Annotated in this window: 26 protein-coding genes; 16 read left to right on the top strand and 10 right to left on the bottom strand. The window is 34.4% G+C overall.

All coding sequences use genetic code 11. The features are described from left to right. Nucleotides 1-5 precede the first annotated feature (5 nt). The 3 genes from P178_RS0117455 to P178_RS0117445 all read right to left on the bottom strand — a co-directional run bounded on the left by P178_RS0117455 (nucleotide 6) and on the right by P178_RS0117445 (nucleotide 2,437). Nucleotides 6-482 (bottom strand): hypothetical protein, encoded by a 477-nt coding sequence (locus P178_RS0117455; RefSeq protein WP_027067446.1) that lies wholly within the window; start codon nucleotides 480-482, stop codon nucleotides 6-8. Between the two features lie 106 nt (nucleotides 483-588). Then, a complete protein-coding gene (locus P178_RS0117450; protein ID WP_027067445.1) occupies nucleotides 589-963 on the bottom strand; it encodes a hypothetical protein in 375 nt (124 codons plus the stop codon). Between the two features lies 1 nt (nucleotide 964). Beyond that, a complete protein-coding gene (locus P178_RS0117445; RefSeq protein WP_027067444.1) occupies nucleotides 965-2,437 on the bottom strand; it encodes a potassium/proton antiporter in 1,473 nt (490 codons plus the stop codon). Between the two features lie 223 nt (nucleotides 2,438-2,660). On the opposite strand from P178_RS0117445, the gene P178_RS0117440 reads away from it, so the two are divergent. After that, the gene (locus tag P178_RS0117440) at nucleotides 2,661-3,965 is read left to right on the top strand and encodes a hypothetical protein (RefSeq protein WP_027067443.1); all 1,305 of its coding nucleotides are present in this window, start codon (nucleotides 2,661-2,663) and stop codon (nucleotides 3,963-3,965) included. 18 nt (nucleotides 3,966-3,983) lie between these two features. Here the strand turns inward: P178_RS0117440 and P178_RS0117435 are convergent, their stop codons facing one another. Further along, nucleotides 3,984-4,445 carry a hypothetical protein gene (locus P178_RS0117435; protein ID WP_027067442.1) on the bottom strand — a complete coding sequence of 154 codons (462 nt, stop codon included), beginning with the start codon at nucleotides 4,443-4,445 and terminating at the stop codon, nucleotides 3,984-3,986. Nucleotides 4,446-4,562: 117 nt separating this feature from the next. Between P178_RS0117435 and P178_RS0117430 the strand changes: the two genes are divergently transcribed. Next, a complete protein-coding gene (locus P178_RS0117430; RefSeq protein WP_027067441.1) occupies nucleotides 4,563-4,832 on the top strand; it encodes an ArsR/SmtB family transcription factor in 270 nt (89 codons plus the stop codon). A gap of 53 nt (nucleotides 4,833-4,885) precedes the next feature. Next, complete coding sequence (locus tag P178_RS0117425) at nucleotides 4,886-5,896, top strand: LLM class flavin-dependent oxidoreductase (protein WP_027067440.1); 1,011 nt, start codon at nucleotides 4,886-4,888, stop codon at nucleotides 5,894-5,896. A gap of 12 nt (nucleotides 5,897-5,908) precedes the next feature. Here P178_RS0117425 and P178_RS0117420 read toward each other — a convergent pair whose 3' ends face one another. From P178_RS0117420 to P178_RS0117400, 5 genes are all read right to left on the bottom strand, one after another. Continuing rightward, nucleotides 5,909-6,883: a carbon-nitrogen hydrolase family protein gene (locus tag P178_RS0117420; RefSeq protein ID WP_036147082.1), complete on the bottom strand. Its 975-nt coding sequence runs from the start codon at nucleotides 6,881-6,883 to the stop codon at nucleotides 5,909-5,911. Between the two features lie 137 nt (nucleotides 6,884-7,020). Next, a complete protein-coding gene (locus P178_RS0117415) occupies nucleotides 7,021-8,151 on the bottom strand; it encodes a two-component regulator propeller domain-containing protein (RefSeq protein ID WP_197026817.1) in 1,131 nt (376 codons plus the stop codon). A gap of 43 nt (nucleotides 8,152-8,194) precedes the next feature. Continuing rightward, nucleotides 8,195-9,052, bottom strand: coding sequence for a hypothetical protein (locus P178_RS0117410; protein WP_027067437.1), 858 nt, complete (start codon nucleotides 9,050-9,052; stop codon nucleotides 8,195-8,197). An 11-nt stretch (nucleotides 9,053-9,063) separates the two neighbouring features. Further along, complete coding sequence (locus P178_RS0117405; protein WP_081819467.1) at nucleotides 9,064-9,894, bottom strand: PIG-L family deacetylase; 831 nt, start codon at nucleotides 9,892-9,894, stop codon at nucleotides 9,064-9,066. A 60-nt stretch (nucleotides 9,895-9,954) separates the two neighbouring features. Then, nucleotides 9,955-10,824: an AraC family transcriptional regulator gene (locus P178_RS0117400; RefSeq protein WP_027067435.1), complete on the bottom strand. Its 870-nt coding sequence runs from the start codon at nucleotides 10,822-10,824 to the stop codon at nucleotides 9,955-9,957. Nucleotides 10,825-10,996: 172 nt separating this feature from the next. Between P178_RS0117400 and P178_RS0117395 the strand changes: the two genes are divergently transcribed. From P178_RS0117395 to P178_RS0117345, 11 genes are all read left to right on the top strand, one after another. Further along, entirely contained in the window at nucleotides 10,997-14,491 is a 3,495-nt protein-coding gene (locus P178_RS0117395) for a PVC-type heme-binding CxxCH protein (protein WP_027067434.1), read from the top strand. Between the two features lie 26 nt (nucleotides 14,492-14,517). After that, complete coding sequence (locus P178_RS0117390; protein WP_027067433.1) at nucleotides 14,518-15,378, top strand: sugar phosphate isomerase/epimerase family protein; 861 nt, start codon at nucleotides 14,518-14,520, stop codon at nucleotides 15,376-15,378. 10 nt (nucleotides 15,379-15,388) lie between these two features. Beyond that, nucleotides 15,389-16,519, top strand: a complete 1,131-nt coding sequence (locus P178_RS0117385) for a Gfo/Idh/MocA family protein (RefSeq protein ID WP_027067432.1) — start codon at nucleotides 15,389-15,391, stop codon at nucleotides 16,517-16,519. Between the two features lie 198 nt (nucleotides 16,520-16,717). After that, on the top strand, nucleotides 16,718-18,040 hold the full coding sequence (locus P178_RS0117380) for a 2TM domain-containing protein (protein WP_027067431.1): 1,323 nt from the start codon (nucleotides 16,718-16,720) through the stop codon (nucleotides 18,038-18,040). A 23-nt stretch (nucleotides 18,041-18,063) separates the two neighbouring features. Further along, nucleotides 18,064-18,516 carry a pyridoxamine 5'-phosphate oxidase family protein gene (locus P178_RS0117375; RefSeq protein WP_081819466.1) on the top strand — a complete coding sequence of 151 codons (453 nt, stop codon included), beginning with the start codon at nucleotides 18,064-18,066 and terminating at the stop codon, nucleotides 18,514-18,516. A gap of 144 nt (nucleotides 18,517-18,660) precedes the next feature. Then, nucleotides 18,661-18,945, top strand: coding sequence for a 2TM domain-containing protein (locus tag P178_RS0117370; protein WP_027067429.1), 285 nt, complete (start codon nucleotides 18,661-18,663; stop codon nucleotides 18,943-18,945). Nucleotides 18,946-18,963: 18 nt separating this feature from the next. Then, complete coding sequence (locus tag P178_RS0117365; protein WP_027067428.1) at nucleotides 18,964-19,254, top strand: 2TM domain-containing protein; 291 nt, start codon at nucleotides 18,964-18,966, stop codon at nucleotides 19,252-19,254. Continuing rightward, on the top strand, nucleotides 19,245-19,583 hold the full coding sequence (locus tag P178_RS0117360) for a 2TM domain-containing protein (RefSeq protein ID WP_027067427.1): 339 nt from the start codon (nucleotides 19,245-19,247) through the stop codon (nucleotides 19,581-19,583). The genes P178_RS0117365 and P178_RS0117360 overlap by 10 nt, the downstream gene beginning before the upstream one ends. A 1-nt stretch (nucleotide 19,584) precedes the next feature. Further along, nucleotides 19,585-19,923, top strand: coding sequence for a 2TM domain-containing protein (locus tag P178_RS0117355; RefSeq protein ID WP_027067426.1), 339 nt, complete (start codon nucleotides 19,585-19,587; stop codon nucleotides 19,921-19,923). Between the two features lies 1 nt (nucleotide 19,924). Beyond that, a complete protein-coding gene (locus P178_RS0117350) occupies nucleotides 19,925-20,275 on the top strand; it encodes a 2TM domain-containing protein (RefSeq protein ID WP_027067425.1) in 351 nt (116 codons plus the stop codon). A gap of 34 nt (nucleotides 20,276-20,309) precedes the next feature. Continuing rightward, complete coding sequence (locus P178_RS0117345; RefSeq protein WP_027067424.1) at nucleotides 20,310-21,074, top strand: LytR/AlgR family response regulator transcription factor; 765 nt, start codon at nucleotides 20,310-20,312, stop codon at nucleotides 21,072-21,074. Nucleotides 21,075-21,098: 24 nt separating this feature from the next. On the opposite strand, the gene P178_RS0117340 is transcribed toward P178_RS0117345, so the two are convergent. Further along, entirely contained in the window at nucleotides 21,099-22,304 is a 1,206-nt protein-coding gene (locus tag P178_RS0117340) for an LETM1-related biofilm-associated protein (RefSeq protein ID WP_027067423.1), read from the bottom strand. 204 nt (nucleotides 22,305-22,508) lie between these two features. On the opposite strand from P178_RS0117340, the gene P178_RS0117335 reads away from it, so the two are divergent. Further along, a complete protein-coding gene (locus tag P178_RS0117335) occupies nucleotides 22,509-23,219 on the top strand; it encodes a DUF4331 family protein (protein ID WP_027067422.1) in 711 nt (236 codons plus the stop codon). A gap of 22 nt (nucleotides 23,220-23,241) precedes the next feature. After that, nucleotides 23,242-24,027, top strand: coding sequence for a DUF4331 family protein (locus P178_RS0117330; RefSeq protein ID WP_027067421.1), 786 nt, complete (start codon nucleotides 23,242-23,244; stop codon nucleotides 24,025-24,027). The last annotated feature ends 4 nt before the right edge of the window (nucleotides 24,028-24,031 follow it).

Raw genomic sequence — 24,031 nt, 5'->3', positions numbered from 1 at the left:
TAAACTTAGCTTTTCAGCAAGTTTTTAATTACACTATTCCATTTCTGTATAGATTGAAACTCCCCACTTAATTGGAAATTTACTTCCACATCATAAAATTCAAAAACAGTGTCAGGTTCATTGTTGTTTTTAGGAAAAAGATTTAGAAGTAAGCGTTCTGTAATCTTTTCTTTTCTAGCATATGACTTGCCAATATTGGCAATTTCACATGTTTTAATGGTAGATAAATCGACATATTGCTGATTTAAATCCTCACCGGATTTTGAAATAAAGAAAACAAATTTTTTCTCTTGGTCTACACCAATGGCATAATGACCAAAAATTTCATGTTCCCTAATTGTACAGTTATGTTTGTTTGCGACATCATTTAAAGATGCCATCATTTTCTTTTCTTTTAATTTTCTACTTCTGCTTGTAACAACAAAAGGCATTGCACAAATTGCAACAGATGCTATACCAATAGCGGCTATTCCTAATTCCATTTTATAATTTTTAAATAAGTGATATTAATTTCTGTATGAAGTGTTCATTAACTTCATATCAATTTGTTATACTTAGCTATCAGAATGATAGCCTTAAAAAAATATATTACCAGAAATTATGGAAAGGAAAGATAAGATCAGACTTTCTATGTCTTATCAATAAGGTATTAGCGTAAAGTGTGTACTGTTTATATCTAGAAGTAAAACGTTCTTCTATTGTATTTAAGTTAGCACTAAAACTTGTAAAAGGAAGCTTGTAATTTGGCGTTGAAATTTCCGCAACATCTGAAATAGAAATTTCTGATTGCTGTGCATGCGGAGATAAAATCTTTGATGATTCAGAAAAATATGTTTTCTGATCACCAGTCTTCCCTAATACAATCTCATTAGAAAATGGTAACGTATTGGCAGAACTATATATACCGAAACAGTAAACTGTTACGAGTAAGAGAACTCTAAGTATATTATTCTGCTTTATCATTCTAAACTAAAACACTTTGGTCGAGAATTTCGTTTACTTCTTTCAAACTTTCTTCATTATCTAACAGCAATACTAAAGTATCATTTGATTCAATTACTGTAGATCCTCCCGGACGTACAAATTTACCATCTCTTTTGATCATTACAATGAATGCGGACCTTGGAAAATGCAGGTCTATTATTCTTTTTTCTACGGCAAAACTGTTAGGCGAAATCGAAACCTCTTCCATTGCAGATTTTGGTAAATTAAGAATATATCTATCGTTTTCGGCTATAGGTTTTACTTCATCTGGCAATGCTACATTTAACCATTTAGCAAAAATGGATAGTGTCGTTCCTTGTATTAAAACTGATGATACCGATATGAAAAATACGATACTAAAAATGATATTCGCTTTGTCAATACCAGCCAATAGGGGGTAAGTAGCAAATACAATAGGAACCGCTCCACGTAAACCTACCCATGAAATATAGAATCTTCTTCCCAATTTCATTTTAAAGAACATTAAGCTAATAAAAACACTCACCGGTCTGGCAACCAAAATTAGAAATACAGAAATAAGTAAACCTATACCTATATAAGGCATAATTTGTGAAGGAAATACAAGAAGACCTAAAGTTAGGAACAACACTATTTGCATTAACCAGGCCATACCGTCGAACATTTTTAATATGGTCGATTTATGTATTAAATCTTGGTTACCCAGATAAACGGCACAAATATATATAGCAAGAAAACCGTTGCCACCAAAGAAATCTGTAGCAGAAAAAGTGATGAACATTAAGGCAATAACTAGCACAGGGTAAAGCCCCTCAAAACCAAGTTTTATTTTATTGATTATAATCTCGCTTAACTTTCCAAATGCAAATCCGCCAATACCACCTAAAATCATTTGTTTTAAAAACAAGGGTATAATGGAAAGAATGCTTAAATCTTGATTAATCACCAAGGTTAAAAAAGCCAATGTTAGTACATAGGCCATAGGGTCATTACTACCACTTTCTAATTCTAATGTGGGTCTAAGGTTGCTCTTTAACGCTAGGTTTTTTGAACGTAAAATGGAAAATACTGCAGCTGCATCTGTTGAAGAGACAATGGAGCCCAATAACATACTTTCATAAATGGTAAAATCTGTAATGTAGTAGACAAAAGTACCTAAGGTAACCGCTGTAAGCAGAACACCTAAAGTGGATAAAACAAGACCTTCTTTTAAAATTGGCTTTACAGCTTTCCAGTTAGTATCTAATCCTCCAGAAAATAGAATGAAGTTCAAGGAAACGATACCTATGAATTGTGCAAGCTTTGGATCATCGAACTTAATACCACCAATACCGTCAGACCCTGCTAGCATACCTATTGCTAAGAAGAGGATTAAAGTTGGTACTCCAAATTTATAAGATGTTTTACCAACTATAATACTGATGAACAGTAATATGGAACCTACAAGAAGTATATTTTCAATAGTAAGATTCATTGGTTGGTTTTATTCCTAATTTTTGCAGAACAAAGTTAATTCATTGTGTTAATTTTTTAATTTTATTATGTTAATGTTATGTTGTAATTACGCTTGCTATAAAATTATTTTTTTCTAAATAAAATAAGGTTTAGTTTTTTATTTATTTGTTCATAAGAAGATTTTAAAATGTACTAATAAATAGTTTTTGACGTTAAAATCTGATAACATCAAACAATTAAATATGAAGTTCTTTAAAAATTTTATTCTTGTTTTTTCATTGGTCTTAACATTTGGATGTACAAAGGAAGATGAAGTTAAAACAGAAAAGGTTATTGATGAAGAACAAAATGAAGAGGTAGAAACTGTAGAAGAGCCTGAACCCTTTGTTTATTTCACATATAATGCGACAGCGTTGAATGATTCAGAACGCTGGATAATTGTGTATGATAGCGATGGTAATTTATTAGACTATAAACAAGACCTATTAGAAGGTCCAATGACATTTACAGCTCATAAAGATTCAATTCCTGAAAAGATTAACATTACTAAATTATCTTATAATAAATTTAATGACGGTATCTCTGAAGGTCATAGATTATTAACCTTTACAGATATCGATGATAATAGTGTTTGGAATGATAATAATTATAATATTACAGGTAATTTAATAGGTACTTTCAACTTTCAAGTCAGAAACATAACAGAATACGAAGCTTTTCAAATTTCAACTCCTTATAATATTTTAAGACCTGGTGAATTTAGTTCAGAATCTAATGATAATAAAATTACTTTACAACTTACAAATATTCCTCTATATGAAAATATGGAATATTGGATAAATGTAAGAGGTGAAAATGGGCGAACTAAATTTTTAAAATTAAGTCCTGCGAATGGTGAATCTTATATTCATGATTTTAATGACTTTTTGGAATTCGATGAATATGTCCCTATTAATTTACCATCTAACCAATTTTACATATTACAATCTGGCGGCTTTTCGTCTAATGAATCAAATACGTATTGGGGAGACGGGCAATCTTTTAGCGAATTTTTTGGAAATGGAGAAGGTATGCCTGAAAACAGTTTTTTAAATGGGTATGATCGCTATAAATTCGGATTAGGTATTTCTTTTATCGATTATAGTTATGGCTATTATAAAATTGGTGATAAGGTTTTGGATATTACAATCCCAGAGAAGCCTTCATTTACAATGGTTAGCCAAGATATATATAATTTAGAATTTGTTACGGAGTTAAATCCAGTAACTAAGACCACACGTCATAATTCTGAAAAAACTAACGAAGAAGGAGCATACTTGACTACTGATTGGGAGGTGTTTTCAACTGGTAGTAAGACTCAACAAATTTATGAGCTACCAAATGAACTAATCGAAAGATTCCCAAATATGGAATTGGAAGATCTTAATTTAAACACTGTAATATTATACACGCAGGGTTATGAGCAGCAGCAATTCTTTATAGATAAGACATCTAAAATTAGAACAGGAAATTACATTAGTGAGAATTACACCTTTAATAAATTTTAAAATTCCAGAAAGTAAAATCTATTTATTTTTTACCATGGTCTCTTTTCTTCGAAAAAGGCTTTGAAGAATATTAATAATAAAAATTATTAGGCCTATTACGATTAGTAAAAGTGCAAATAAATTCATCATGTTCTGTTCAATTAAATTATCAAATTTAAAAAAGGTTGTTTCAGTAATATCATCTGAAAAAAAATAAGGAGCCAATAGTAAAATAGCAGAGCCGCCAATTGTAATTATTATATGTGTTAAGGTGAGCACATTTATTAGTTTTCGGTTCACTTTCAGAATAATCCAATAACCTAACCCTGTAATTCCAAAAAGTATAGACACAAATTCTGCCAAATGAATTAAAGCAATTACGTAATAGCTGTCGTGAAAATTTATTACTAATGTTTCGTCAGGAGCAAGAAATCCTAAGAGGAGAATTACTGGTATTAAAATCCACAGGAGTATTTGGGGCTTGTTCAAAATACTTTTCATATTCACTCAGAAGAAATTAGTCTTAAGGACAAGTTAATCATTATTAAGGTCTTCCCAATTTGTATTTTAAATCAATATTTATAAATACATTTGCATGTGTCAATATATTAAAACATCATGGAGCTAAAACAAGTTGAGAAAATATCTAAAGCATTAAGTGATGTAAATCGGTTGAAATTATTGCAGTATATGCAAAAGAACCAGGGTAAGGTAGAATGTACTAGAGCGTGTAATTTATTAGATTTGGCGCAACCTTCAATTAGTCATCATATAAAAAAACTGGTAGAATCCGGATTAATAAATCAACATAAAATTGGTCGAAATTATAATTATTCGCTTAACCATGAGGTTTGGGACAATTACTTGTTGAGGTTGCAGAACTTATAATTTTTTTAATTTGATATATAGATACTTTTAAATATATAAATGAATTTAATGGTATGAAAAAAATAAAATATTCCATATTAGATTTAGCCATAGTATCACAGGGGACTACATTGAAAGATACCTTTGATCATTCGGTAGCTCTAGCACAAGCTGCGGAACAAGCTGGTTACACACGTTTTTGGCTGGCAGAGCATCATAATTCAGTAGCTATAGGCAGTAGTGCCACATCTATTTTAATTGGTAAGATTGCTGAAGAAACAAAAACAATACGAGTTGGATCTGGCGGAATAATGCTTCCAAATCATTCTCCATTAATTATAGCGGAGCAGTTTGGTACTTTAGGTATACTTTATCCAAATCGAATTGATTTAGGTTTGGGGCGTGCACCGGGTACAGATCAGTTGACGGCACAAGCCATACGTTCCGATTTTTTCCAAGCGGCACAATCGTTTCCATTAGAGATTGAAAAAATACAACGTTACTTTTCTACAGAAAATGCAGATGCAAAAGTACGTGCTACTTTAGCAGAGGGTGTAGATGTACCGTTATACATTTTAGGTTCAAGTACAGATAGTGCACATTTGGCGGCTAAGAAAGGCTTGCCTTATGCATTTGCGAGTCACTTCGCAACAACACATTTAATGAATGCGTTGAAAATTTACCACAATGAATTTCAACCATCAAAAGAGTTAGAAAAGCCGTATACTATGGCAGGTGTTAATATAATAGTGGCTGATACCGATGAAGAGGCAGAACGTATTTCTACATCACTTTATAAGATGATTGTAGGCTTATTGACCGGAAATAGAGGTTTTATGCAAGCTCCTGTAGATATGACCGAAGAACTAAGAGAATTAAGTCAGAATCCTTCTGTGCAACAAATGCTTAAATACTCCTTTATTGGAAGTAAGGAAACAGTAAAAAAACAGATAAAGCAATTTATAGCCGATACTCAAGTAGATGAACTGATAGCGGTCACTAACATTTATGATGGTCAAGACCGTATTAAATCATATCAATTGTTTGCGGAGATTATGAAAGAATTGAATGGAGAGAACAGTTAAGTTCTCTCCATTTTAATCATTTATGTCAACAATTGATTGCCGTTCTCTATTAACGGTTAATTTCGTTACGTCTGGTCTAGAATAATGACCAACGGAGTCAAAATTTTGTCGTTCTTCAAGCACCCTGTTAAAATCAATAGTGGCAGTAATTAAATCTTCTTTATCAATAACTGGGGGCAATATCCATTCTCCATCCGGTCCAGCAATACAAGAGCCACCGTTTGCTAGAGTATCTGAGCAGTTTTCAAGAATAGTATTTAAGTGTGGTGTATCTTTAGGGAAATCGGTTTTGCTCATTAAACTAGAAACCGAAACTACAAAAGATCTAGATTCTCTCGCAATAAATCGTGTAATATCAGCAGTATTGTAATCGGAACCGGGCCAAACGGCTATATGCAAATCCTCTCCTAAACCATATAAAGCTGTGCGTGGAAGAGGCATCCAGTTTTCCCAACAATTGAGTCCGCCAACAGTAAAGTTTTTTAAGTCGTGTACTCGTAAACCGTTACCATCACCAGGAGCCCAGGTTAGACGCTCTTCATATGTTGGTTGCAATTTTCTGTGTACAGATTTAATTTCACCATCACTATTTATATAAACAAGTGAACAGTAAATACTGTGACCACCTCTATTTTTTGCACGTTCCATTAAACCTAAGTAGATAGCAATCTTATGTTGCTTTGCAAGAGCACAAATGTCATCTAATTCACCCGCTTCAATTTGAATGGAATTTTTGATGTAATGGGCATGAATTTCTTTCTGTACTTTAGAATCGAATTTAGCACCGTCTGTCATGGAAACCCAAAAAGGATAACCAGGTAATAGAGCTTCACCAAAAACTACAAGCTCACAATCATCTTCACCAGCTTTAATGATATACTCTTTGATTTTATCAATAGTCTTCTCTTTATTTAGCCAAACCGGTGAGATTTGAGCCATACCTATTTTAAGGTTATTTTGTTCTGGAGTATCTATAATTTTAGTCATTGCTGAATACTATTTTTATATTATAATTTTGAGATTATTTTTTGTCAAGAGAATTCTGATTATTAAATGTATGATAAAGATCAACTTTAATGTGAAATATATAAATATCTGTTTTATAGTCTATTGTGGTTAATTATTTATTCTTTTAAAATGCCGTTTTGGCTAACGCTATAAAAAGAAGTTCCGTTAAAACGAAACAGACCCATATAGCCACCCAGCCAAATTCTCCCTTCCTTATCTTCAAATATACATTGTATGGCACCACTTCTAAGTCCGTCGTTTTCGTTGAGATTTGTGGCTGTTGTACCATTGTATCGGTAGACGCCAAAACTTTCGATTGGAAACCAAATATGACCAGCTGTATCTTCAAATAGACTCCAAACTTCAGTACTATTTTCTCTTTCTTTTGTGGCAACTTTAGTGAAAGATTTTCCGTCCCAAAAACAAACTCCTTCATAGTGAGTGGCAAACCAAATATTGCCATTTTTATCCTCTAAAATGTCATTGACGGCGTTATTGCATAATCCGTCTTTTTCTGAAAGGTTAGATAGTGATTTTCCATCATAAAAATAGGCACCTTCATTAGTGCCAAACCACATAATACCTTTGCTGTCTTCCATTATACTATGAACGATTTTTTCACTGGTGACACCTCTATTGTAATTTGGTGTTCTTTCTGGTAATGAAAACGAAGAAAAATTTTGACCATCAAATAGGTTGATTCCTTCTAAAGTCCCTATCCAAAATATGCCCTTACTATCCATAAAAAGACTCCAAACATTACCATTGTTTAGTCCGTCTTTTTCTGTGAAATTCACAAAAGAATTCCCATCGTATTTCGTTAATCCACGTTCGGTACCAAACCAAATATTACCGTCCTTATCTTCTATAATTCCCCTAACGGCGACGCCACCAAAACCTTCATCGATAGAAAAATAGTCAAGAGTAGTACCGTTATACCTTACTACACCATCTCCGTTGGTGCCAAACCATAGATTCCCACTTTTATCTTGAAAAATTCTACGAACAAATTCGCTTATCGGTATATCAATTTCGGGTTGTAAAAAAGGACTACTATATTCATTTTTAAGCGGTTGTGTTTTTTGTAATGGAATGTCTTTCAGAGCGGTTCTTGAGTCAGTTTCTTTGGTATGCGGTTTATTTTCTGTCTGTTGACCGTTACATGAAATGATAAAGATTGAAAACAGGAGTAGGAGTAAAAATGATACACGAGTAATGCCATTATAGATATATGTCGTCTTTTTCATTTGTACTGTTTTTAACATTGTTTATTTGTTGGTGTCTGTCATTTTAGTCAATACCGTTAATAATCTTTAGTTTAGTATTTACTTGAGTTTTAAATCGCTGTGCGAAAATATGATTAGGGTCTAATTGAAGGGCTTTATCAAGGTTTGAAGTCGCTAAAGACAAACTGTCCATTTTTAAATATATACTTCCGTACAGCACGTAAGGTTGCGGTATGCCAGGGTCGTTAATTTGATTATTAAAATCATCGGCAATGGAGAGTGCTTTTTTAAAATTTCCTAAATCAGATTCTAAAGTAGCTGCATAGCTAATAAAAAATGGAACTTTTTTCTGTTTAGGGGTAGTAAGTATATGTAATGAATCTAAGGCTGTTTTTGCACCATATATTGCATTCAAAACTTCTATATACTCAGCTTTAATATATGATTCGTTTGGGTATTTATGGATAAAGGTTCTATAGTTCTTCTCGGCAGTGGTCAAAAAAAATGATATAAAGTTTTCATCTAATTTCACGTTTTTTCCACGGGCATTAAACAATTCTAAAGTAATGCGTGTTACTTCTAAAATTAAGTGGTCGTCTTCACTAACCTTAATTTGTGAGCTGTTTATGTCATTTAAAATTTGAATTCTTTCATTGAGGTTTGTAGTGTTTTTTCCAACCAAAGCTTTACCTACAATAAAAGTAGAATCAAAATCAACAGCTTTTCTAAATGCTTTTTCAGATAGCGTCCATTGACCATAATCTAAAATCAATTCCCAACCTTTATTAAAATAAAAAACGGCAGAATCGTTTTTAGCGCCGTACCTGTAAACATCTTGCTGAGTATGTAGTTTTTCTTGCTTTTGTTGACATGAAACTAATATGATAAAAAATAGTAGATAGCTTAGGTATTTGATATTCATTCAATATGCTTTTAGTCGAAAATAGTATTTTTAATTTCTTCATTACCCATCCAAGGTCTAAGGTATATGAGGGAATCTGTCTGTTCTACAATTTCCATTAAATCATCAATAGCTTCTGGAGTATATTGAGACTCATGACAATTTGATGCTTTATGTCCTAATTCTAAATCACTCTTATTATAAGGTATTCTATAGGTAAGAAATCTTTTTTGAGTTCTTTTTAAATTATCGTTCAACCAGCTGACCAAATCGGTATTAAAGGGTACTTCTGCATTGGTAATTTCTCTAGGATATCCGTAGTAGAGTAAATTCTGGAGCTCATTAGACGTCTCTCTTTGAAAAACCTCTGTAACCACGTTACTAACGATTCTATGGTCTGTATGTCCATACTGTCCTCCAGGTCCAAAACTAATTACAGTATTTGGCTTATACTTTATAAATAGGCTATCAATTTTCTCGTCTAAAGTATTGATGTTCTCTTTAAGTGCTAAATCTCCATCGATATATTTGAGAAATATTGGCGGATTAATGCCTAAGGTTTGTGTGACGCATAATGCCTCTTCAGCTCGAGTTTTGGCAAGTTCATCTCCTGCAGGAATATTAGCATGAGGAGTAACTCCGTTTCTACCGTCTGTTACAATTACCAAGTGAATATTTACACCTTCTTTTTGATATTTTGATAGAATAGGGGATATAACAATCTCATCATCTGGATGAGCAAATATTGCCATTAAGGTTTTTTCTTTGTTGCTAGTAATTTCAGTTTTATTTATTTTCTGTTCTTGTTCAGCACATGAAAATAACATGATTGCAATAAAAAGTATGGGTAATAGTCTATTCATTAAATCTATTTTAGAAGCAATTTAATGAAATAGAAATCGAATTGTATTCCTTTAAAAACATTAATACACCTCATATTCCTTCTTGTAAGCTAACGGTGTACGATTAGTAATGGCTTTAAATTGTTTATTGAAGTTAGAAAGCGTCTGAAAACCACTCTGGTAGCAAGCTTGTGAAACATTCATTTTTTGTTCAATCAGCAATTTACAGGCATGGCCTATACGTATTTCACTCACAAATTCTGAGAACGATTTATTGGCATGTATTTTAAAATACCTACTAAAAGATGTGGGCGTCATATTGGTTAACTCTGCCAATTCTGCCAAAGCTATTTTTCGTTTAAAGTTTTTCATTACATAGGCATATACACTAAACATACGTTGGGTATCTGCTTCACGCAAGGTATTGGTATACCCCGGACTTGCTAAAATTGCATACTCCTTTGTTTGGCTGATAAAATCTAAAATTTTAAGAAGGTGTAAAATACCTTCAAAACCATCCATTTGAATTAATTCTAGCATTAATTGTTGAAGGGTTTCAGCAGTTTTGTTAGTAAATTCAATACCCCGCAAACTTTTATGAAATAACTGTCGTAGTCGAATAGCCTCATCGGTCTGTAATAGGTTGTCACTTAAAAAATTCTCATGAAAATAGATAACGACCCCTTCAGACCATGCAATATTCTGTTCTTGTTCATGTGCATGTTCGCTGCGCCATAGGTGGGGTAAATTAGGTCCGGTAAATGTTATATCTCCAGCTTTATAAGGTTTTACACTATCACCAATAAAGCGAGTGCCGCTACCTTTTAAAACAAGAAATAATTGATACTCTGAATGAAAATGCCAATGTGGGTCAAAAACTGGTTCGTTTAATGTGCGTGCTAAATAGGCTTTTGATTCTGGTATTGGCGATTTTTGAAGAGCAGATTTCATGGTGGTCGAATATCATTTTAGCTGAAGAAAAAACTTATAATTGCATACTAATTTATCAATAAAATGGAGTTAAATGAAATGAAATGATAAAATACAGTCAGTATGTGGTAAATAAGAGTGATTTATACCGTGCTATTTTATGTAATATTGAGAGAACAAAACAACGCTCTTTATGAAAACCAACTTCGCATCATTACAAATAGTCTTTTTGCTATTCCTTATGGCGGCATGTTCGCCAGCTAAAAAAGAACGTGTCGATGATACTCCTCGTAGAATAGAACTATTGTTTTTGGGACACGAAATAGAGCACCATAATTCACGTGCCTATTTTCCTATTTTGGCATCTGCGCTAACAAAAGATGGTATCAATATTACGTATACCGAAAAACCATCCGATTTAAATACGGAAAATTTAAGTAAGTACGACGGACTCATCATTTATGCTAATCACGAAGAAATAGGTAAGGCTGAAGAAATAGCTTTACTGAATTTTGTGGAATCAGGTAAAGCGTTTATCCCTATTCATTCTGCAAGTTTTTGTTTTAAGAATTCCCCAGCATATATCAATTTGGTAGGGGCGCAGTTCATGAGTCACGAAACGGGTACGTTCACGGCTGAAATCACGAATAAAGAACATCCTATTACTAAAAAAATAAAACCTTTTGAAACATGGGACGAAACCTATATGCATGATAAAATAGCTGATGACATTACAGTATTAATGGAACGTGTTGAGGGAGACCACCGTGAACCTTGGACTTGGGTGAAGCAGCTTGGCGAAGGAAAAGTGTTCTATACTGCATATGGACACGATGAGCGTACGTGGGAGAACAAAGGATTTCAAGAATTGGTGAAAGCAGGGATTCTTTGGGCAGTAGATGATAACGCAAAAAAGAATTGGGAAGCATTTATGGTAGATATGCCGACCCTTGCATATGAGGAACGTGCGAATATACCTAATTACGAGCAGCGTGATCCTGCACCAAAATACCAATTGCCATTATCACCAGAAGCATCGAAAAAATTGATACAAGTGCCTGCAGGTTTTGATGTAGAGTTATTTGCATCTGAGCCCGATATTATTAATCCTATTGCTATGAACTGGGATGAAAAAGGTAGGCTTTGGGTTATTGAAACGGTAGATTACCCCAATACGGTACGTAACGATAATAGTATAGGTGATGATAAGGTAAAAATTTTAGAAGATACAGATGGTGATGGCAAGGCTGATAAGGTAACTGTCTTTGCAGATAAATTGAATATACCTACAAGTTTCGCTTTTTATGATGGCGGTATCGTAGTTTCTCAAGCACCACACTTTATTTTTCTGAAAGATACCGATGGTGATGATAAGGCAGATGTAAAAGAGGTTCTTATTGATGGATGGGGTACGTTTGATACACATGCTGGTCCGTCGAACTTACAGTATGGTATCGATAACAATTTGTATGGAGTCGTTGGCTATTCCGGCTTTGAAGGAGAAATTTTTGGTCAAGGCTTTAAATTTAATCAGAATGTATATAAATTCAATCCGAAGCGTAAAACATTTGATGTATTAACGAATACCAGTAACAATACTTGGGGATTAGGATTGACAGAGGACAATTCTATTTTCGCCTCTACGGCCAATAATACGCATAGTGTTTTTGTGGGTATCCCCAATGCAACGTTTAATCATGTAGAAGGAATAGGAAAAGACGGTAGTGCCAAAATTGACGGACATTACTACATGCAACCTATTACACCCAATGTTCGCCAGGTAGATGTTTTTGGCGGATTCACTGCTGCGGCAGGGCATCATTTTTACACCGCAAGAGCTTACCCTAGTGAGTACTGGAATAGTATTGCCTTCGTGTGTGAACCAACAGGTGGCGTAGTGCATCAGGCAAGAATACTAAAAGATGGCGCCGGATATGTAGAGGAAGATGCAGGTAATCTTTTTGCCTCTTCTGATGAGTGGAGCTCACCAGTGGATGCCAAAACAGGACCAGATGGTGCCGTTTGGGTAGCAGATTGGTATAATTTTATAGTGCAACATAATCCGACCCCTAATAAAGATAGAGGTGGTTACGATGCTGAAAATGGAGAAGGTAATGCCTATGTAAACCCCTTACGTGATAAAGGGCATGGTAGAATATGGCGTGTAATACCTAAATATGATTATATCTATCAAGAACAACAATTAACTAAAGATGACCCAGAAGCATTGATTGAAGCATTAAGTAGCGATAATCAGTTTTGGAGGTTAACGGCACAACGTTTATTGGTTGAACGTGGTGATACCGATATATTGAATGACCTTTACAAACTGGTCAATAAAAAACAGGTAGATGATAAGGGCTTGAACAATGCGGCAATGCATGCATTATGGACCATTGAAGGTTTAGGTGCTTTAAAAACCGATAGTAATGCATTAGGGGTAGTAAAAGGAGCAGTGTTTCATAAAGCCTCGGCAGTGCGTAAGGCGGCAATACAAATGCTACCACGAAATGATGAAAGCGATGATGCGTTATTTAAAGCGAATACCTTAAATGACCGTGATCCAAATGTGCAATTATCAGCATTAATATATTTTGCCGAAAGACCGTCTTCACAAAAAGTAGGCTCATTACTTCATGACCTTGGTGAGAACGAGGCGGTAATTAATGACTTATGGTTATACAAGGCATTATACGCTGCATCTGCAAAACATGTGAAGGGATTCTTAAATGCTTTTACGGCCGCTAATCCCGATTATAAAAAACCATCGGAAGAAGTGAGCGATTTTAGTGCGGCATCTTTTGATGATAGCAGTTGGGAAACCATGGAAATACCCCAATATATAGAAGATGCTGGGTTAGATGTTGATGGTGTTATCTGGTTTAGAAAAGAAGTGATGATACCTGCAGGCATGGCGAAAAAAGCCAATATATTATCCTTGGGGCCTATTGATGATTCTGATATTACGTATGTGAATGGAGTAGAAGTAGGTGGCATGGCATCCAGTTTCAGTTCTAACAGAACCTATGATATTCCTGAAGGAGTTTTAAAGGCAGGTAAAAATACCATTGCTGTTAGGGTTGAGGATGATGGTGATAAGGGAGGTCTTTATGGAAATTTTTGGCAACTGTATGTAAAGGCTGGTGAAGATTTGGTTAGAATACATGGACAATGGAAATATAAGGTAGAAAAAAACTATTCGGATCAAGAAGCTAAAACCTATTCTAACGCTGATATAGCCACACTTTTAATGAAATATTATGGTGTAGATGCTGAAGTGTTAGCGGCAGAAGGCTCAGAAGAAGTTACCAATGCAAAAGTCATTACGATTAAAACTATCACCAACGAAATGAAATTCGATGTCACCAAGTTTGAGGTGAAAGCAGGGGAACAGGTAGCATTGGTATTAGAGAATCCAGATTTTATGCAGCACAATTTGGTGATCACCAAACCAGGTAAAAAGGAACTTGTGGGTGCGGCAGCCGATAAAATGGCAGCCGACCCTAATGCAGCAGAACTTAATTATGTACCGCAAATGAGTGATGTACTTTTTGCGACACCAATTCTAAATCCCGATGAAACCTATTCGTTGAAATTTAAAGCACCAACAACTCCGGGTGAATATCCATTTATATGTACGTTTCCGGGACACTGGAGAATTATGCAAGGGGTGATGATTGTAAAATAAATAGCGAATAGTTAGCACAAAAGGAAATGAAAAATAAGATAGATTTTGGGGTCAGTACGTGGTTATGGCAATCGCCTTTTTCTACAAGTAGTATCAAACTTTTTCCAAAAATCAAGGAGCTAGGATATGACCTTGTTGAAATTCCAATAGAAGACACGCATATTATAGATGCAAAAGAAGTTAAAAAAGCCCTTTTAGACAATGGTCTTAAAGCTTCGGTATGTGGTGCATTCGGTCCTACAAAAGATTTAACTCATGAAGACCCTAAAGTACACCGGCAGTGTTTCGATTATTTAGAGGAATGCTTTGAACTATGTAATATTCTAGAAGTAGATTTTTTTGCCGGACCAATGTATTCTGCGGTGGGTAAAGCACGTATGGTGCCACCTGAGCAACGAAAAATAGAATGGGATTTGGCAGTGACCAACTTGCAAAAAGTATGTATAATGGCAGATGGTCATGACCTTGCAATTGCATTAGAACCTTTAAACAGGTTTGAATCTGACATGGTCAATAATGTTGATGATATTATGCAATTGGTTACCGATATCAATCATTCATCGGCTCGGGTATTATTGGATAGTTTTCACATGACAATTGAAGAAAGAAATATTAGGGAAGCTTTAAATACTGTAGGAGATAAATTAATTCATGTTCAAGTATCTGAAAACCATAGGGGAGTGCCTGGTACCGGACTTACACCTTGGAACGATTTCAAATTAGGATTATCTGATATCAACTATAGTGGCGGATTGGTTATAGAGAGTTTTACGCCAGAAATTAAAGAATTGGCAGCCGCTGTTTGTATATGGAAAACCATGGCTAAAAGTCAAGATGAATTTGCCAGGCAAGGATTAGAATTTTTAAAACAAACGTTTAACGATTAAGAAGTACATAATGAGCGAGAAGAAAATAAGAATAGCCATTGTAGGACTCGGTTTTGGAGCAGAGTTCATTCCTATATATAAAAAGTATCCCAATGCAGAATTGGTTGCGGTTTGCCAACGTAACGAAGAAAAATTAAATGAAATTGCGGATGCGTTCAATATTGCAAAAAGATATACATCGTATGAGGAGTTATTGAAAGATGATACAATTGATGCAGTTCATATCAATACCCCGATTCCTAACCATGGCGAGCAATCGATACAAGCTTTAAAAGCAGGTAAACATGTTGCGTGTACCGTACCAATGGCAACAACGGTAGAGGAATGCAGACAAATTGTAGAACTTACCGAAAGTACAGGACTCACCTATATGATGATGGAGACGGTCGTGTATGCAAGAGAATTCTTGTATATGAAAGAACTATACGATAATGGAGAATTGGGCAAGGTTCAATTTTTAAAGGCAAGCCATCAGCAAGATATGGACGGATGGCCAAATTACTGGCCTGGTTTGCCACCAATGCATTATGCAACACATTGTGTTGGTCCTGTACTTGGTTTAACAAAAGATGAAGCGGAATATGTGTCATGTTTTGGTTCGGGTACCATACGTGAAGAATTAATTAAGGAATATAACTCACCTTACGCTGTTGAAACTACACATATAAAATTCAGAAATTCAGATTTGAGCGCGCAAGTATATCGTTCACTGTTTGATGTTGCCCGACAGTACAGAGAAAGTTTTGAAGTGTACGGTTCAAAAAAGTCGGTAGAGTGGCCGTTGATAGAAGGTAAGCCATTAGTAGTTCATACGGCGAAGAAACCAGAACCAGAAATCCCCGAAGAAGTTGAGAGTCCTGATTTTGCGAAGTTATTACCAAAAGAAATTCAACCGTTTACAACGCAAGGAGTATACGATGAAGGTGATAATCAACATTTATCATTTACCCAAGGTGCTGGTCACGGTGGGTCGCACCCACATTTGGTACATGCCTTCGTAGATGGTTTGATAAATGGTACGTCTTCCTACCCAAATGCGAAGCAATCTGCAAATATTACATGTGTGGGTATTTTGTCTCATGAGTCCGCCCTTAAGGGGGGTGAGATAATAAAATTGCCGGAGTTTACTTTTTCAAAATAAAAACCAACCAACCTTTTATATACTGTGAATTACAGTTCGGATGTCTTTATTGACATTTCGGACTGTAATTTTTTTATTTCAGTGCTAAAACTACCAAGTTTGTCAAATAAGTGGATACCCTATGTAGAGAACATATAGTTCTAAAAGGAAATCCCTAATTTTAAAGAATAGAAAGCAATTAATAATAGCTTTAAGCATATGGGTAGTTTTTTCAAAGTTTTTAGGGCAAGTATCATCATTACGGTGGTTATGGTAGTTGTTCGCTTACTTTTTTCAGATTGGGAGAATATCACGTTATATAGAGAGCTGCAATTTGCAGGGGTAAGCTTTATTTATTCTTTTGTACTTACCTGTGTAAACGCATACTATAACGAGTATATATCAAAAATATATAGTTGGGAGAAGCAGACTAGAAAACGTTTGTGGTATGGAGCCATAGGTTCGGTTATATTAACGGTAATGGCTTTTGGTGTTGTAAGATGGTTTACGGAAGTTATATTATTTGGCAAAGATTTTAGTAAATTCTTAGCAACTGAAAAATCAGAATACTACATCATTGCTTTAGGGATTACCCTTATAGTATCACTGTTTCTACATGCATTTTATTTTTACAAAGCATTACAAGATACGAAGGTACAGGAGCAAAAGATAATTGCTGGTTCTGCATCTGCAAAGTTTGATGCTTTAAAGAATCAGCTAGACCCACATTTTCTTTTTAATAGTTTAAATGTGCTAACGAGTTTAATAGAAGAAGACCCGTTACAGGCGCAGAAATTCACTACATCCCTCTCTAAAGTATATAGATATGTTTTAGAACAAAAGAGTAAAAATCTTATCTCTGCAGATGAAGAATTGAATTTTGCCAGAACCTACGTGCGCTTATTAAAAATGCGATTTGAGGATAGTATCGTATTTGAAATTCCAGATAAAGCTATAAACCCTGAGACTAAAATAGTACCCTTGTCACTTCAATTGTTATTGGAGAATGCGGTGAAACACAATGTGGTAACTTCTTCTAAACCATTACATATTAGAATTTATGAAGAAAACGACTATTTGTATGTCGTTAATAATCTTCAAGAAAAACAGGTGGTTAAAAAGAGTAGTGGGGTAGGGCTGCAGAATATACGCCAGCGCTATGCCATTCTCACAAAAAAGGAAATGCAAATCTTTAAAACGGACAAAGAGTTTAAAGTACGCCTGCCTATGTTAATGAACGAAATTTCGTTTAGAGAAACACAAGATTCTCACATTAGTGCCAAGCGCTACGAGAAAGCTAAAGAGCGTGTAGAGCTTATTAAAGGCTTCTACGGTAACTTAACCTCATACTGTATTGTAATACCTGTGCTTGCCTTTATAAATTATAGAACTACCAGTTTTGTGTGGGTTATTTTCCCTGCCATTGGTTGGGGTATAGGTTTACTTGCCCATGGCTTAAAAGCATACGGCTTAAATCCGTTATTTGGTAATGACTGGGAAGAAAGAAAAATTAAGGAATTCATGGAGAAAGATAATTTCTAAATGAATTTTTAAAGAATTACACTATGATGCTCACAAAAGAAATAGAAGCGGCTATGGACGATAGTGTATTGTGTTGGCTGGCAACATCTTCTGCCAATAACATGCCCAATGTATCACCCAAAGAGATATTCTGTTATTTTGAAGACGATACAATTATAGTAGCAAATATAGCTTCGCCACAAACCGTTAAAAATATAAGGGCGAATAAAAATGTGTGTATCAGTTTTATAGACATTTTAAAGCAAAAAGGATTCCAGCTTAAAGGTGCGGCTGAAATAATAGAGAAATCAGCTACAGACTTCTCTAAGATGGAGAAAATGCTGCTACACCTTACTGAAGGCAAGTTTCCATTTGCTACAATTACCAAGATTACGATTACTAGTTCAAAACCTATTATAGCACCTAAGTACCTGCTGTATCCTAATACTACAGAAGAACAACAGATAGAAAGTGCAAAGAAATCGTATGGGCTTTAAAGGTTTTTTACGCCTATAAATACCACATTTTACAATTCAGTCATTAAAAATTACAACTGGGTATTTCATTTTTTCAAAACCTGTATGATCTTCCGAAATTTGAAGTATAGAAATAAAATAGTAATCACCTAAAATTTTAAAAAGATGGAATCAAACTTCACAACCGACAGAAATTATAAGTATGAAAAGGCAAAAGAAAAGGTGCAAGCTATAAAAGGCTTTTACGGTAATTTAATGGCATACTGCATCGTAATTCCCATTTTAGCATATATCAATTATAATACAACTAGTTTTCTATGGGTAATTTTTCCGGCACTAGGTTGGGGATTCGGATTAGTGATGAACGGTCTTTATGCTTATGGATATAACCCACTATTCGGTAAAAATTGGGAAGAGCGTAAGATCAAAGAATTCATGCAAGAATCATAACCTAAAAGACTTAAGATCATGGAAAACACAAAATATATTAGAGCAAAGGAAAGAGTAGAAGAAATTAGAGAATTTTATGGAAAAGTAGCATCAGCTATTGTAACCGTTATAATTGTAGTAGCAATAAATTATTATTTAAATGAGTGGCGAAATGCCTGGTTTCTTTGGGTAGTATTCGGTTTAAGTATCAGCTTATTTTTTAAAGCGAATAAAATTTTTAACTTGAATCCGTTTATCGGCAGAGACTGGGAAGAAAGAAAAACACAAGAGTTTTTAAGACAAGAAGAAAACGCACAAAGATGGAACTAAACGAATTTGAACAATCAGATAAATTAGCTAGAGCCGAAAAGAAGGTTAAAGAATTGAAAGGGTTTTATATTCACTTACTTGTTTACGTACTTGTAAATCTGTTTTTAATGACAGTTACCATAATGGGAATAATGTCTAGCGGAGCTTCATTTTCAGAAGCATTATTTAACTTCGGTACATTTTCTACTCCGTTTTTCTGGGGTATAGGTTTGGCATTTCATGCAGCCAAAGTATTTGGCTACAGTCCTTTCTTTAGTAAAGACTGGGAACAGCGCCAGATTAATAAATATGTAGAAGAGGAAGAAAGAGATGCCAATAAATTTAGATAATATGGAAGTTTCAACAATAGGTAATATAGATAAACTAACAAAGGCTGAAAAGAAGGTAAAAGACTTAAAAGGTTTTTATATTCATTTAACCGTTTACATTTTGGTAAATATTTTTATAATAACCATGAACGTAATTATAAGAATATGGGAAGGGGAATCACTATATGAAGCATTAGTTAATTTTGGCACCTTTTTAACGCCCTTTTTCTGGGGAATAGGATTGGTTTTTCATGCAGTCAAAGTTTTTAACTTCATTCCGTTTTTAAGTAATGACTGGGAATCTCGCCAAATAAATAAATACATTGAGGAAGATAAACGTGAATTTGAAAAATATAGATAACATGGATACCAATCAAGTAAACGAAGATTACAATAGGTTGTCTAAATATGGGAGAGCAAAAACAAAAGTGGAGAGTATCAAGCGTTTCTATAATCACACATTAGTTTTTCTAATAATAAATATCATTTTGTATTTCTTGAGACATAAGTTCGTTTTCATTTTGGTGAATAAAAATGCATTAGGCAATACTGAATTTTTAGATTGGATAAACTGGAATGTTTACGGCACCACCATTGTTTGGGGAATTATACTGGTTGTTCATGGAATTATTGTATTTGGAAATATTTCATGGTACATGAAGAAATGGGAAGAACGTGAAATTCAGAAATACATAAATTCATATAACGATTAAAGCATACGAATCTATTTAACCATAAATATAGACCATGAAGACCATTATAATTGAAGACGAAAAACCGGCAGCACGTAGGTTAGGTAGAATGTTAGAGAGTTTAGATTTAACAGTCTCTACTATGTTACACTCGGTTGAAGAGGCTATCAATTGGTTTCAGGAAAATGAGCATCCAGATTTAATCTTCTTGGATATTCAACTATCTGACGGACTTTCTTTTGAGATTTTTGATGTCATAGAAGTGCACAGTGCCATCATATTTACTACCGCGTTTGACGAGTATGCGCTTAAAGCCTTTAAATTGAATAGCATTGACTATTTATTAAAACCAATAGATGATGAAGATTTGGAGCAAGCCGTCATTAAATATCGCAAACGATTTAAAACCATTAGCGAGCCTAATAAAATTGCGTTAGATTTTGAAGATATTAAGAAGCTGTTGGTCAACCCGTTAGAACGCGAGTATAAAAAGCGTTTTACGGCTAAAGTAGGTCAGCATTTAAAAATTATCAATGCAGAAGATGTAGAGTGCTTCTTCAGTGAAAACAAAGGAACCTATGCTGCCACTAAAGATGGGCGTAATTATTTATTGGATACTACTTTAGAACAATTAGAAGATGAGTTAAAACCACAGGTTTTTTTTAGGGTAAGTAGAAAGTTTTTTGTGAATATTGAACATATAAAGGATATCATTTCCTACACGAACTCTAGACTACAGATAAAATTGAATAACAATCCAGATTGTGAAATTATTGTAAGTAGAGAAAAGGTAAAAGACTTTAAGCTTTGGTTAGAGTAGAAAAATTAATGTATTGTAAATAAGTTATTTACGATATAAATCTTCTTCCTCGTCAATTCTATTTTCATCAAATGCCGATGGCAATAATTTAGGAATCAGCTTAATAAATATAGGAAGTAAAATTGCACCGCCAGGCAGAATAAATATAGCTAAAGAAGGGATGCTTTTAAAAATATCTAAAAGTTGATTTTGAACCTTCTTCTTTTCTTCATTGTTTAAATCTCTCATGGTAGATTTTGATAACAAAGCAACCAATTCGGCACTTTGAGAAAGCTCTTTATGTAACCTTTTACTATTGCGTAGAATCAGTTTCTTAACAATCTTACCCATGCTATCGTAAAACTGTTTTGCCAAATTCTTTTCTTTTAAATAAGGAATTACATCCATATTCAATTTAAAGAATTCTGTTACATCTGTAATAGATGTTGATATGATGGTTTTTTCAAAACCTAGATCTTTTCCAATTCCGAATATGAAGTCAGACTCTGTATAATCTAAAGAATGATCTTCCCATACCGTTAGGCAAGCCATATCTAATAAATACCGATTCTCCCAGTTTTCTTTATTGTTCAATAGTCTCTCGCGATAAGAACCATCAAAACTATTTTCAGCACAACTGATATAAGTTAATGAAGACGCTAGCAATTGAGAAAGTTTGTTGTCTTTTCTATCTATCTCTTTAGAGCTTAGCGCATGGTAGGCAATGTTAATAGCTAGGTATTCAATTTCTTCAGCCTTTTCTTTTAGGGCGATATGGCCATTTAAAAAGTGCTTAAAGAGTAATACATCAATGAATAGCAGTGAATTGGTAATAAGACTGTTAAAAGTTTTGCTAATGATATTGTCTTCAATATAAATACGTGAAGTCATCAGCTTCTCTAGCTTAGCTGAGGTTTTGTTTCCTGTAAACCATTTATCAAAAAAACCGGTTCTATTGATTTTTAGAATTTCATAAAATTTAAATACCTGTTCAATAAATTCAGAATAATCATCATCTCCTTTTGTACGGTAGGTAAAGTAAAGCGCGTGTAATAAATTTATTTTAGCCTTTTCGTCTTCAGATAAGGTATGTTCCAATTCAATAAAATCTGGAATGCTAGAATTTAGACCATATACAAAACCACTTCTTTTAAGTGTCCCATATAAAGCTTCAAAACTAGGGAAAGCGTCTTGGTGTTTTTGAACAACCGAACCATATTTCTCAATCCAACCAGAGGAAGACGGGTTCATATCTTAAATAATTTAACAGTACAAAGTTAGCTAATTATTACTTCATACTTATTTAAAAAATGTTACATCTACGCCAAAGAAAGGTATATGCGCGGTTCTTATGTATTGTGGTGAGAATATTTTTTAATTTTTTTTAAGAAAAAATGAACCTTGTCTTTTTTACCTCGTAAGTAAGGGTGATTCTAATCTAAAAAAAAAAGGATAATGAAAAAATCAAAATTATTTATGGGACTTGGGGCATTAGCCTTGGTAGGAGTTCTTTTAGTTGCGGCAGATCATATTGATGCGCCAGACACAATGGGAACTTCGGCAGACATTGCCGACTTTTATGCGTTTGAACCAACATTAGGTTCAGACAATACCGTTTTTGCGGTAGACCTTCAATCTAATGTACTGCCAGATTTGGCTTATGGTACTTTCGATGAGAATGTATTAATGGAAATTAATATTGACAGAGATGGCGATTTAGTTGAAGATTTAGTAATCCAAGCTATACCAAGAGATGGTAAAATGTATTTCTTTGGTCCGATTGCACCAAGTGAAACAGGATTGAATGGTTCAGTTATGGTAGATGCTCCGTTAGGATCAGTAGCTATTTCTGCAGAAACTGCAATAGTAGAAACTACTGCAAACGGTGTTTCTTTATTTGCAGGTCCAAGACAAGATGCTTTTTTCTTCGACTTTTTTCAATTCAATGCAGTAATAGGTGGTGAGGCTCCTTTAGGTTTTAAACCAGCGGGCGATCCAAATTCTACAGCTGATGACGATGATACTGCGGTTGACACCTTTGATGGTGCTAATACAATGTCTATCGTTATTGAAATACCAAATAGCCTTTTAGGAGAAACTACAGCAGTTAATGTTTTGGAATTACCAGTCTACAAAACATGGGTAACAACAAACGTTAAGCAATAATAACCTTATAAAAAATATAACGATGAAATATAAAAATATAAAATATACGTTTTTGTCTCTTTTGGCAGTAGCTGCTTTAGCATCTTGTAGCGATGATGATGACAATACCCCAATTGTAATTACACCAACATGTGATGATGGAATTATGAACGGTGATGAAACCGGTGTTGATTGTGGAGGTACATGTACTCCATGTGAAGAAGCCATGGATTTAGATTTTACTGGAACATATGCTCAAGTTGATTTTATGGGTAGACCAGGTATCAATACTGTTTTAAGTGCAGACGGAGATACTAAGAATTCTCATAACATGTCTATTCCTTCAGAAATGCAGGCTACTTTTCAAGCTGCTTTTGAAGCTAGGTTAGAAGCATATCATGATGTTTACGCTACTATTTTAGGAGCAGATCCTGCAGCCGTAAACTTTGAGCCTAACATTCTAGGTGATATTTTAAACGGACCAATGGATGATGGTTTTACTAACAATCCTGTTTCTGCTACTGTTTTAACTACAGTTTTATCAAATGATGTTTTAGAAGTAGCACCAAATTTACCAACTACGTATTTTAATGGTGGTAGTGGTGCACCAAATTATGAAGGTGCTATAGGTTTAACGGGTAGAACACCTCAAGACGATGTTATTGATGTATCCTTAATATTATTATTCGGTGGTGGTGATGGCGCTAGATTTAGCGGTCAAGATACTGATGGTGATGGTGTTGCCGATTTACCAAGATTAACTTCAGATGGCGTTGGGCTAACCGCTACTGTTGGTACTACGTTCCCATATTTGGGAGCACCAGAATAAAAAG

This window comes from Maribacter sp. Hel_I_7, from assembly GCF_000688315.1.
GTDB classification, from domain to species: Bacteria; Bacteroidota; Bacteroidia; order Flavobacteriales; family Flavobacteriaceae; genus Maribacter; species Maribacter stanieri.
The sequence above is the reverse complement of the archived record's forward strand: the minus strand, read 5'-3'. Positions and strand labels throughout refer to the sequence as shown.

What these genes read in the sequence shown, in the direction of transcription:
- P178_RS0117405 (WP_081819467.1), bottom strand. Translation starts at nt 9,894, where the DNA reads ATGAATAGACTATTACCCATACTTTTTATTGCAATCATGTTATTTTCA.
- P178_RS0117355 (WP_027067426.1), top strand. Translation starts at nt 19,585, where the DNA reads ATGGAAGTTTCAACAATAGGTAATATAGATAAACTAACAAAGGCTGAA.
- P178_RS0117410 (WP_027067437.1), bottom strand. Translation starts at nt 9,052, where the DNA reads ATGAATATCAAATACCTAAGCTATCTACTATTTTTTATCATATTAGTT.
- P178_RS0117350 (WP_027067425.1), top strand. Translation starts at nt 19,925, where the DNA reads ATGGATACCAATCAAGTAAACGAAGATTACAATAGGTTGTCTAAATAT.
- P178_RS0117385 (WP_027067432.1), top strand. Translation starts at nt 15,389, where the DNA reads ATGAGCGAGAAGAAAATAAGAATAGCCATTGTAGGACTCGGTTTTGGA.
- P178_RS0117360 (WP_027067427.1), top strand. Translation starts at nt 19,245, where the DNA reads ATGGAACTAAACGAATTTGAACAATCAGATAAATTAGCTAGAGCCGAA.
- P178_RS0117440 (WP_027067443.1), top strand. Translation starts at nt 2,661, where the DNA reads ATGAAGTTCTTTAAAAATTTTATTCTTGTTTTTTCATTGGTCTTAACA.
- P178_RS0117430 (WP_027067441.1), top strand. Translation starts at nt 4,563, where the DNA reads ATGGAGCTAAAACAAGTTGAGAAAATATCTAAAGCATTAAGTGATGTA.
- P178_RS0117445 (WP_027067444.1), bottom strand. Translation starts at nt 2,437, where the DNA reads ATGAATCTTACTATTGAAAATATACTTCTTGTAGGTTCCATATTACTG.
- P178_RS0117425 (WP_027067440.1), top strand. Translation starts at nt 4,886, where the DNA reads ATGAAAAAAATAAAATATTCCATATTAGATTTAGCCATAGTATCACAG.
- P178_RS0117450 (WP_027067445.1), bottom strand. Translation starts at nt 963, where the DNA reads ATGATAAAGCAGAATAATATACTTAGAGTTCTCTTACTCGTAACAGTT.
- P178_RS0117400 (WP_027067435.1), bottom strand. Translation starts at nt 10,824, where the DNA reads ATGAAATCTGCTCTTCAAAAATCGCCAATACCAGAATCAAAAGCCTAT.
- P178_RS0117330 (WP_027067421.1), top strand. Translation starts at nt 23,242, where the DNA reads ATGAAATATAAAAATATAAAATATACGTTTTTGTCTCTTTTGGCAGTA.
- P178_RS0117420 (WP_036147082.1), bottom strand. Translation starts at nt 6,883, where the DNA reads ATGACTAAAATTATAGATACTCCAGAACAAAATAACCTTAAAATAGGT.
- P178_RS0117345 (WP_027067424.1), top strand. Translation starts at nt 20,310, where the DNA reads ATGAAGACCATTATAATTGAAGACGAAAAACCGGCAGCACGTAGGTTA.
- P178_RS0117365 (WP_027067428.1), top strand. Translation starts at nt 18,964, where the DNA reads ATGGAAAACACAAAATATATTAGAGCAAAGGAAAGAGTAGAAGAAATT.
- P178_RS0117340 (WP_027067423.1), bottom strand. Translation starts at nt 22,304, where the DNA reads ATGAACCCGTCTTCCTCTGGTTGGATTGAGAAATATGGTTCGGTTGTT.
- P178_RS0117415 (WP_197026817.1), bottom strand. Translation starts at nt 8,151, where the DNA reads ATGAAAAAGACGACATATATCTATAATGGCATTACTCGTGTATCATTT.
- P178_RS0117375 (WP_081819466.1), top strand. Translation starts at nt 18,064, where the DNA reads ATGATGCTCACAAAAGAAATAGAAGCGGCTATGGACGATAGTGTATTG.
- P178_RS0117455 (WP_027067446.1), bottom strand. Translation starts at nt 482, where the DNA reads ATGGAATTAGGAATAGCCGCTATTGGTATAGCATCTGTTGCAATTTGT.
- P178_RS0117435 (WP_027067442.1), bottom strand. Translation starts at nt 4,445, where the DNA reads ATGAAAAGTATTTTGAACAAGCCCCAAATACTCCTGTGGATTTTAATA.
- P178_RS0117380 (WP_027067431.1), top strand. Translation starts at nt 16,718, where the DNA reads ATGGGTAGTTTTTTCAAAGTTTTTAGGGCAAGTATCATCATTACGGTG.
- P178_RS0117395 (WP_027067434.1), top strand. Translation starts at nt 10,997, where the DNA reads ATGAAAACCAACTTCGCATCATTACAAATAGTCTTTTTGCTATTCCTT.
- P178_RS0117370 (WP_027067429.1), top strand. Translation starts at nt 18,661, where the DNA reads ATGGAATCAAACTTCACAACCGACAGAAATTATAAGTATGAAAAGGCA.
- P178_RS0117390 (WP_027067433.1), top strand. Translation starts at nt 14,518, where the DNA reads ATGAAAAATAAGATAGATTTTGGGGTCAGTACGTGGTTATGGCAATCG.
- P178_RS0117335 (WP_027067422.1), top strand. Translation starts at nt 22,509, where the DNA reads ATGAAAAAATCAAAATTATTTATGGGACTTGGGGCATTAGCCTTGGTA.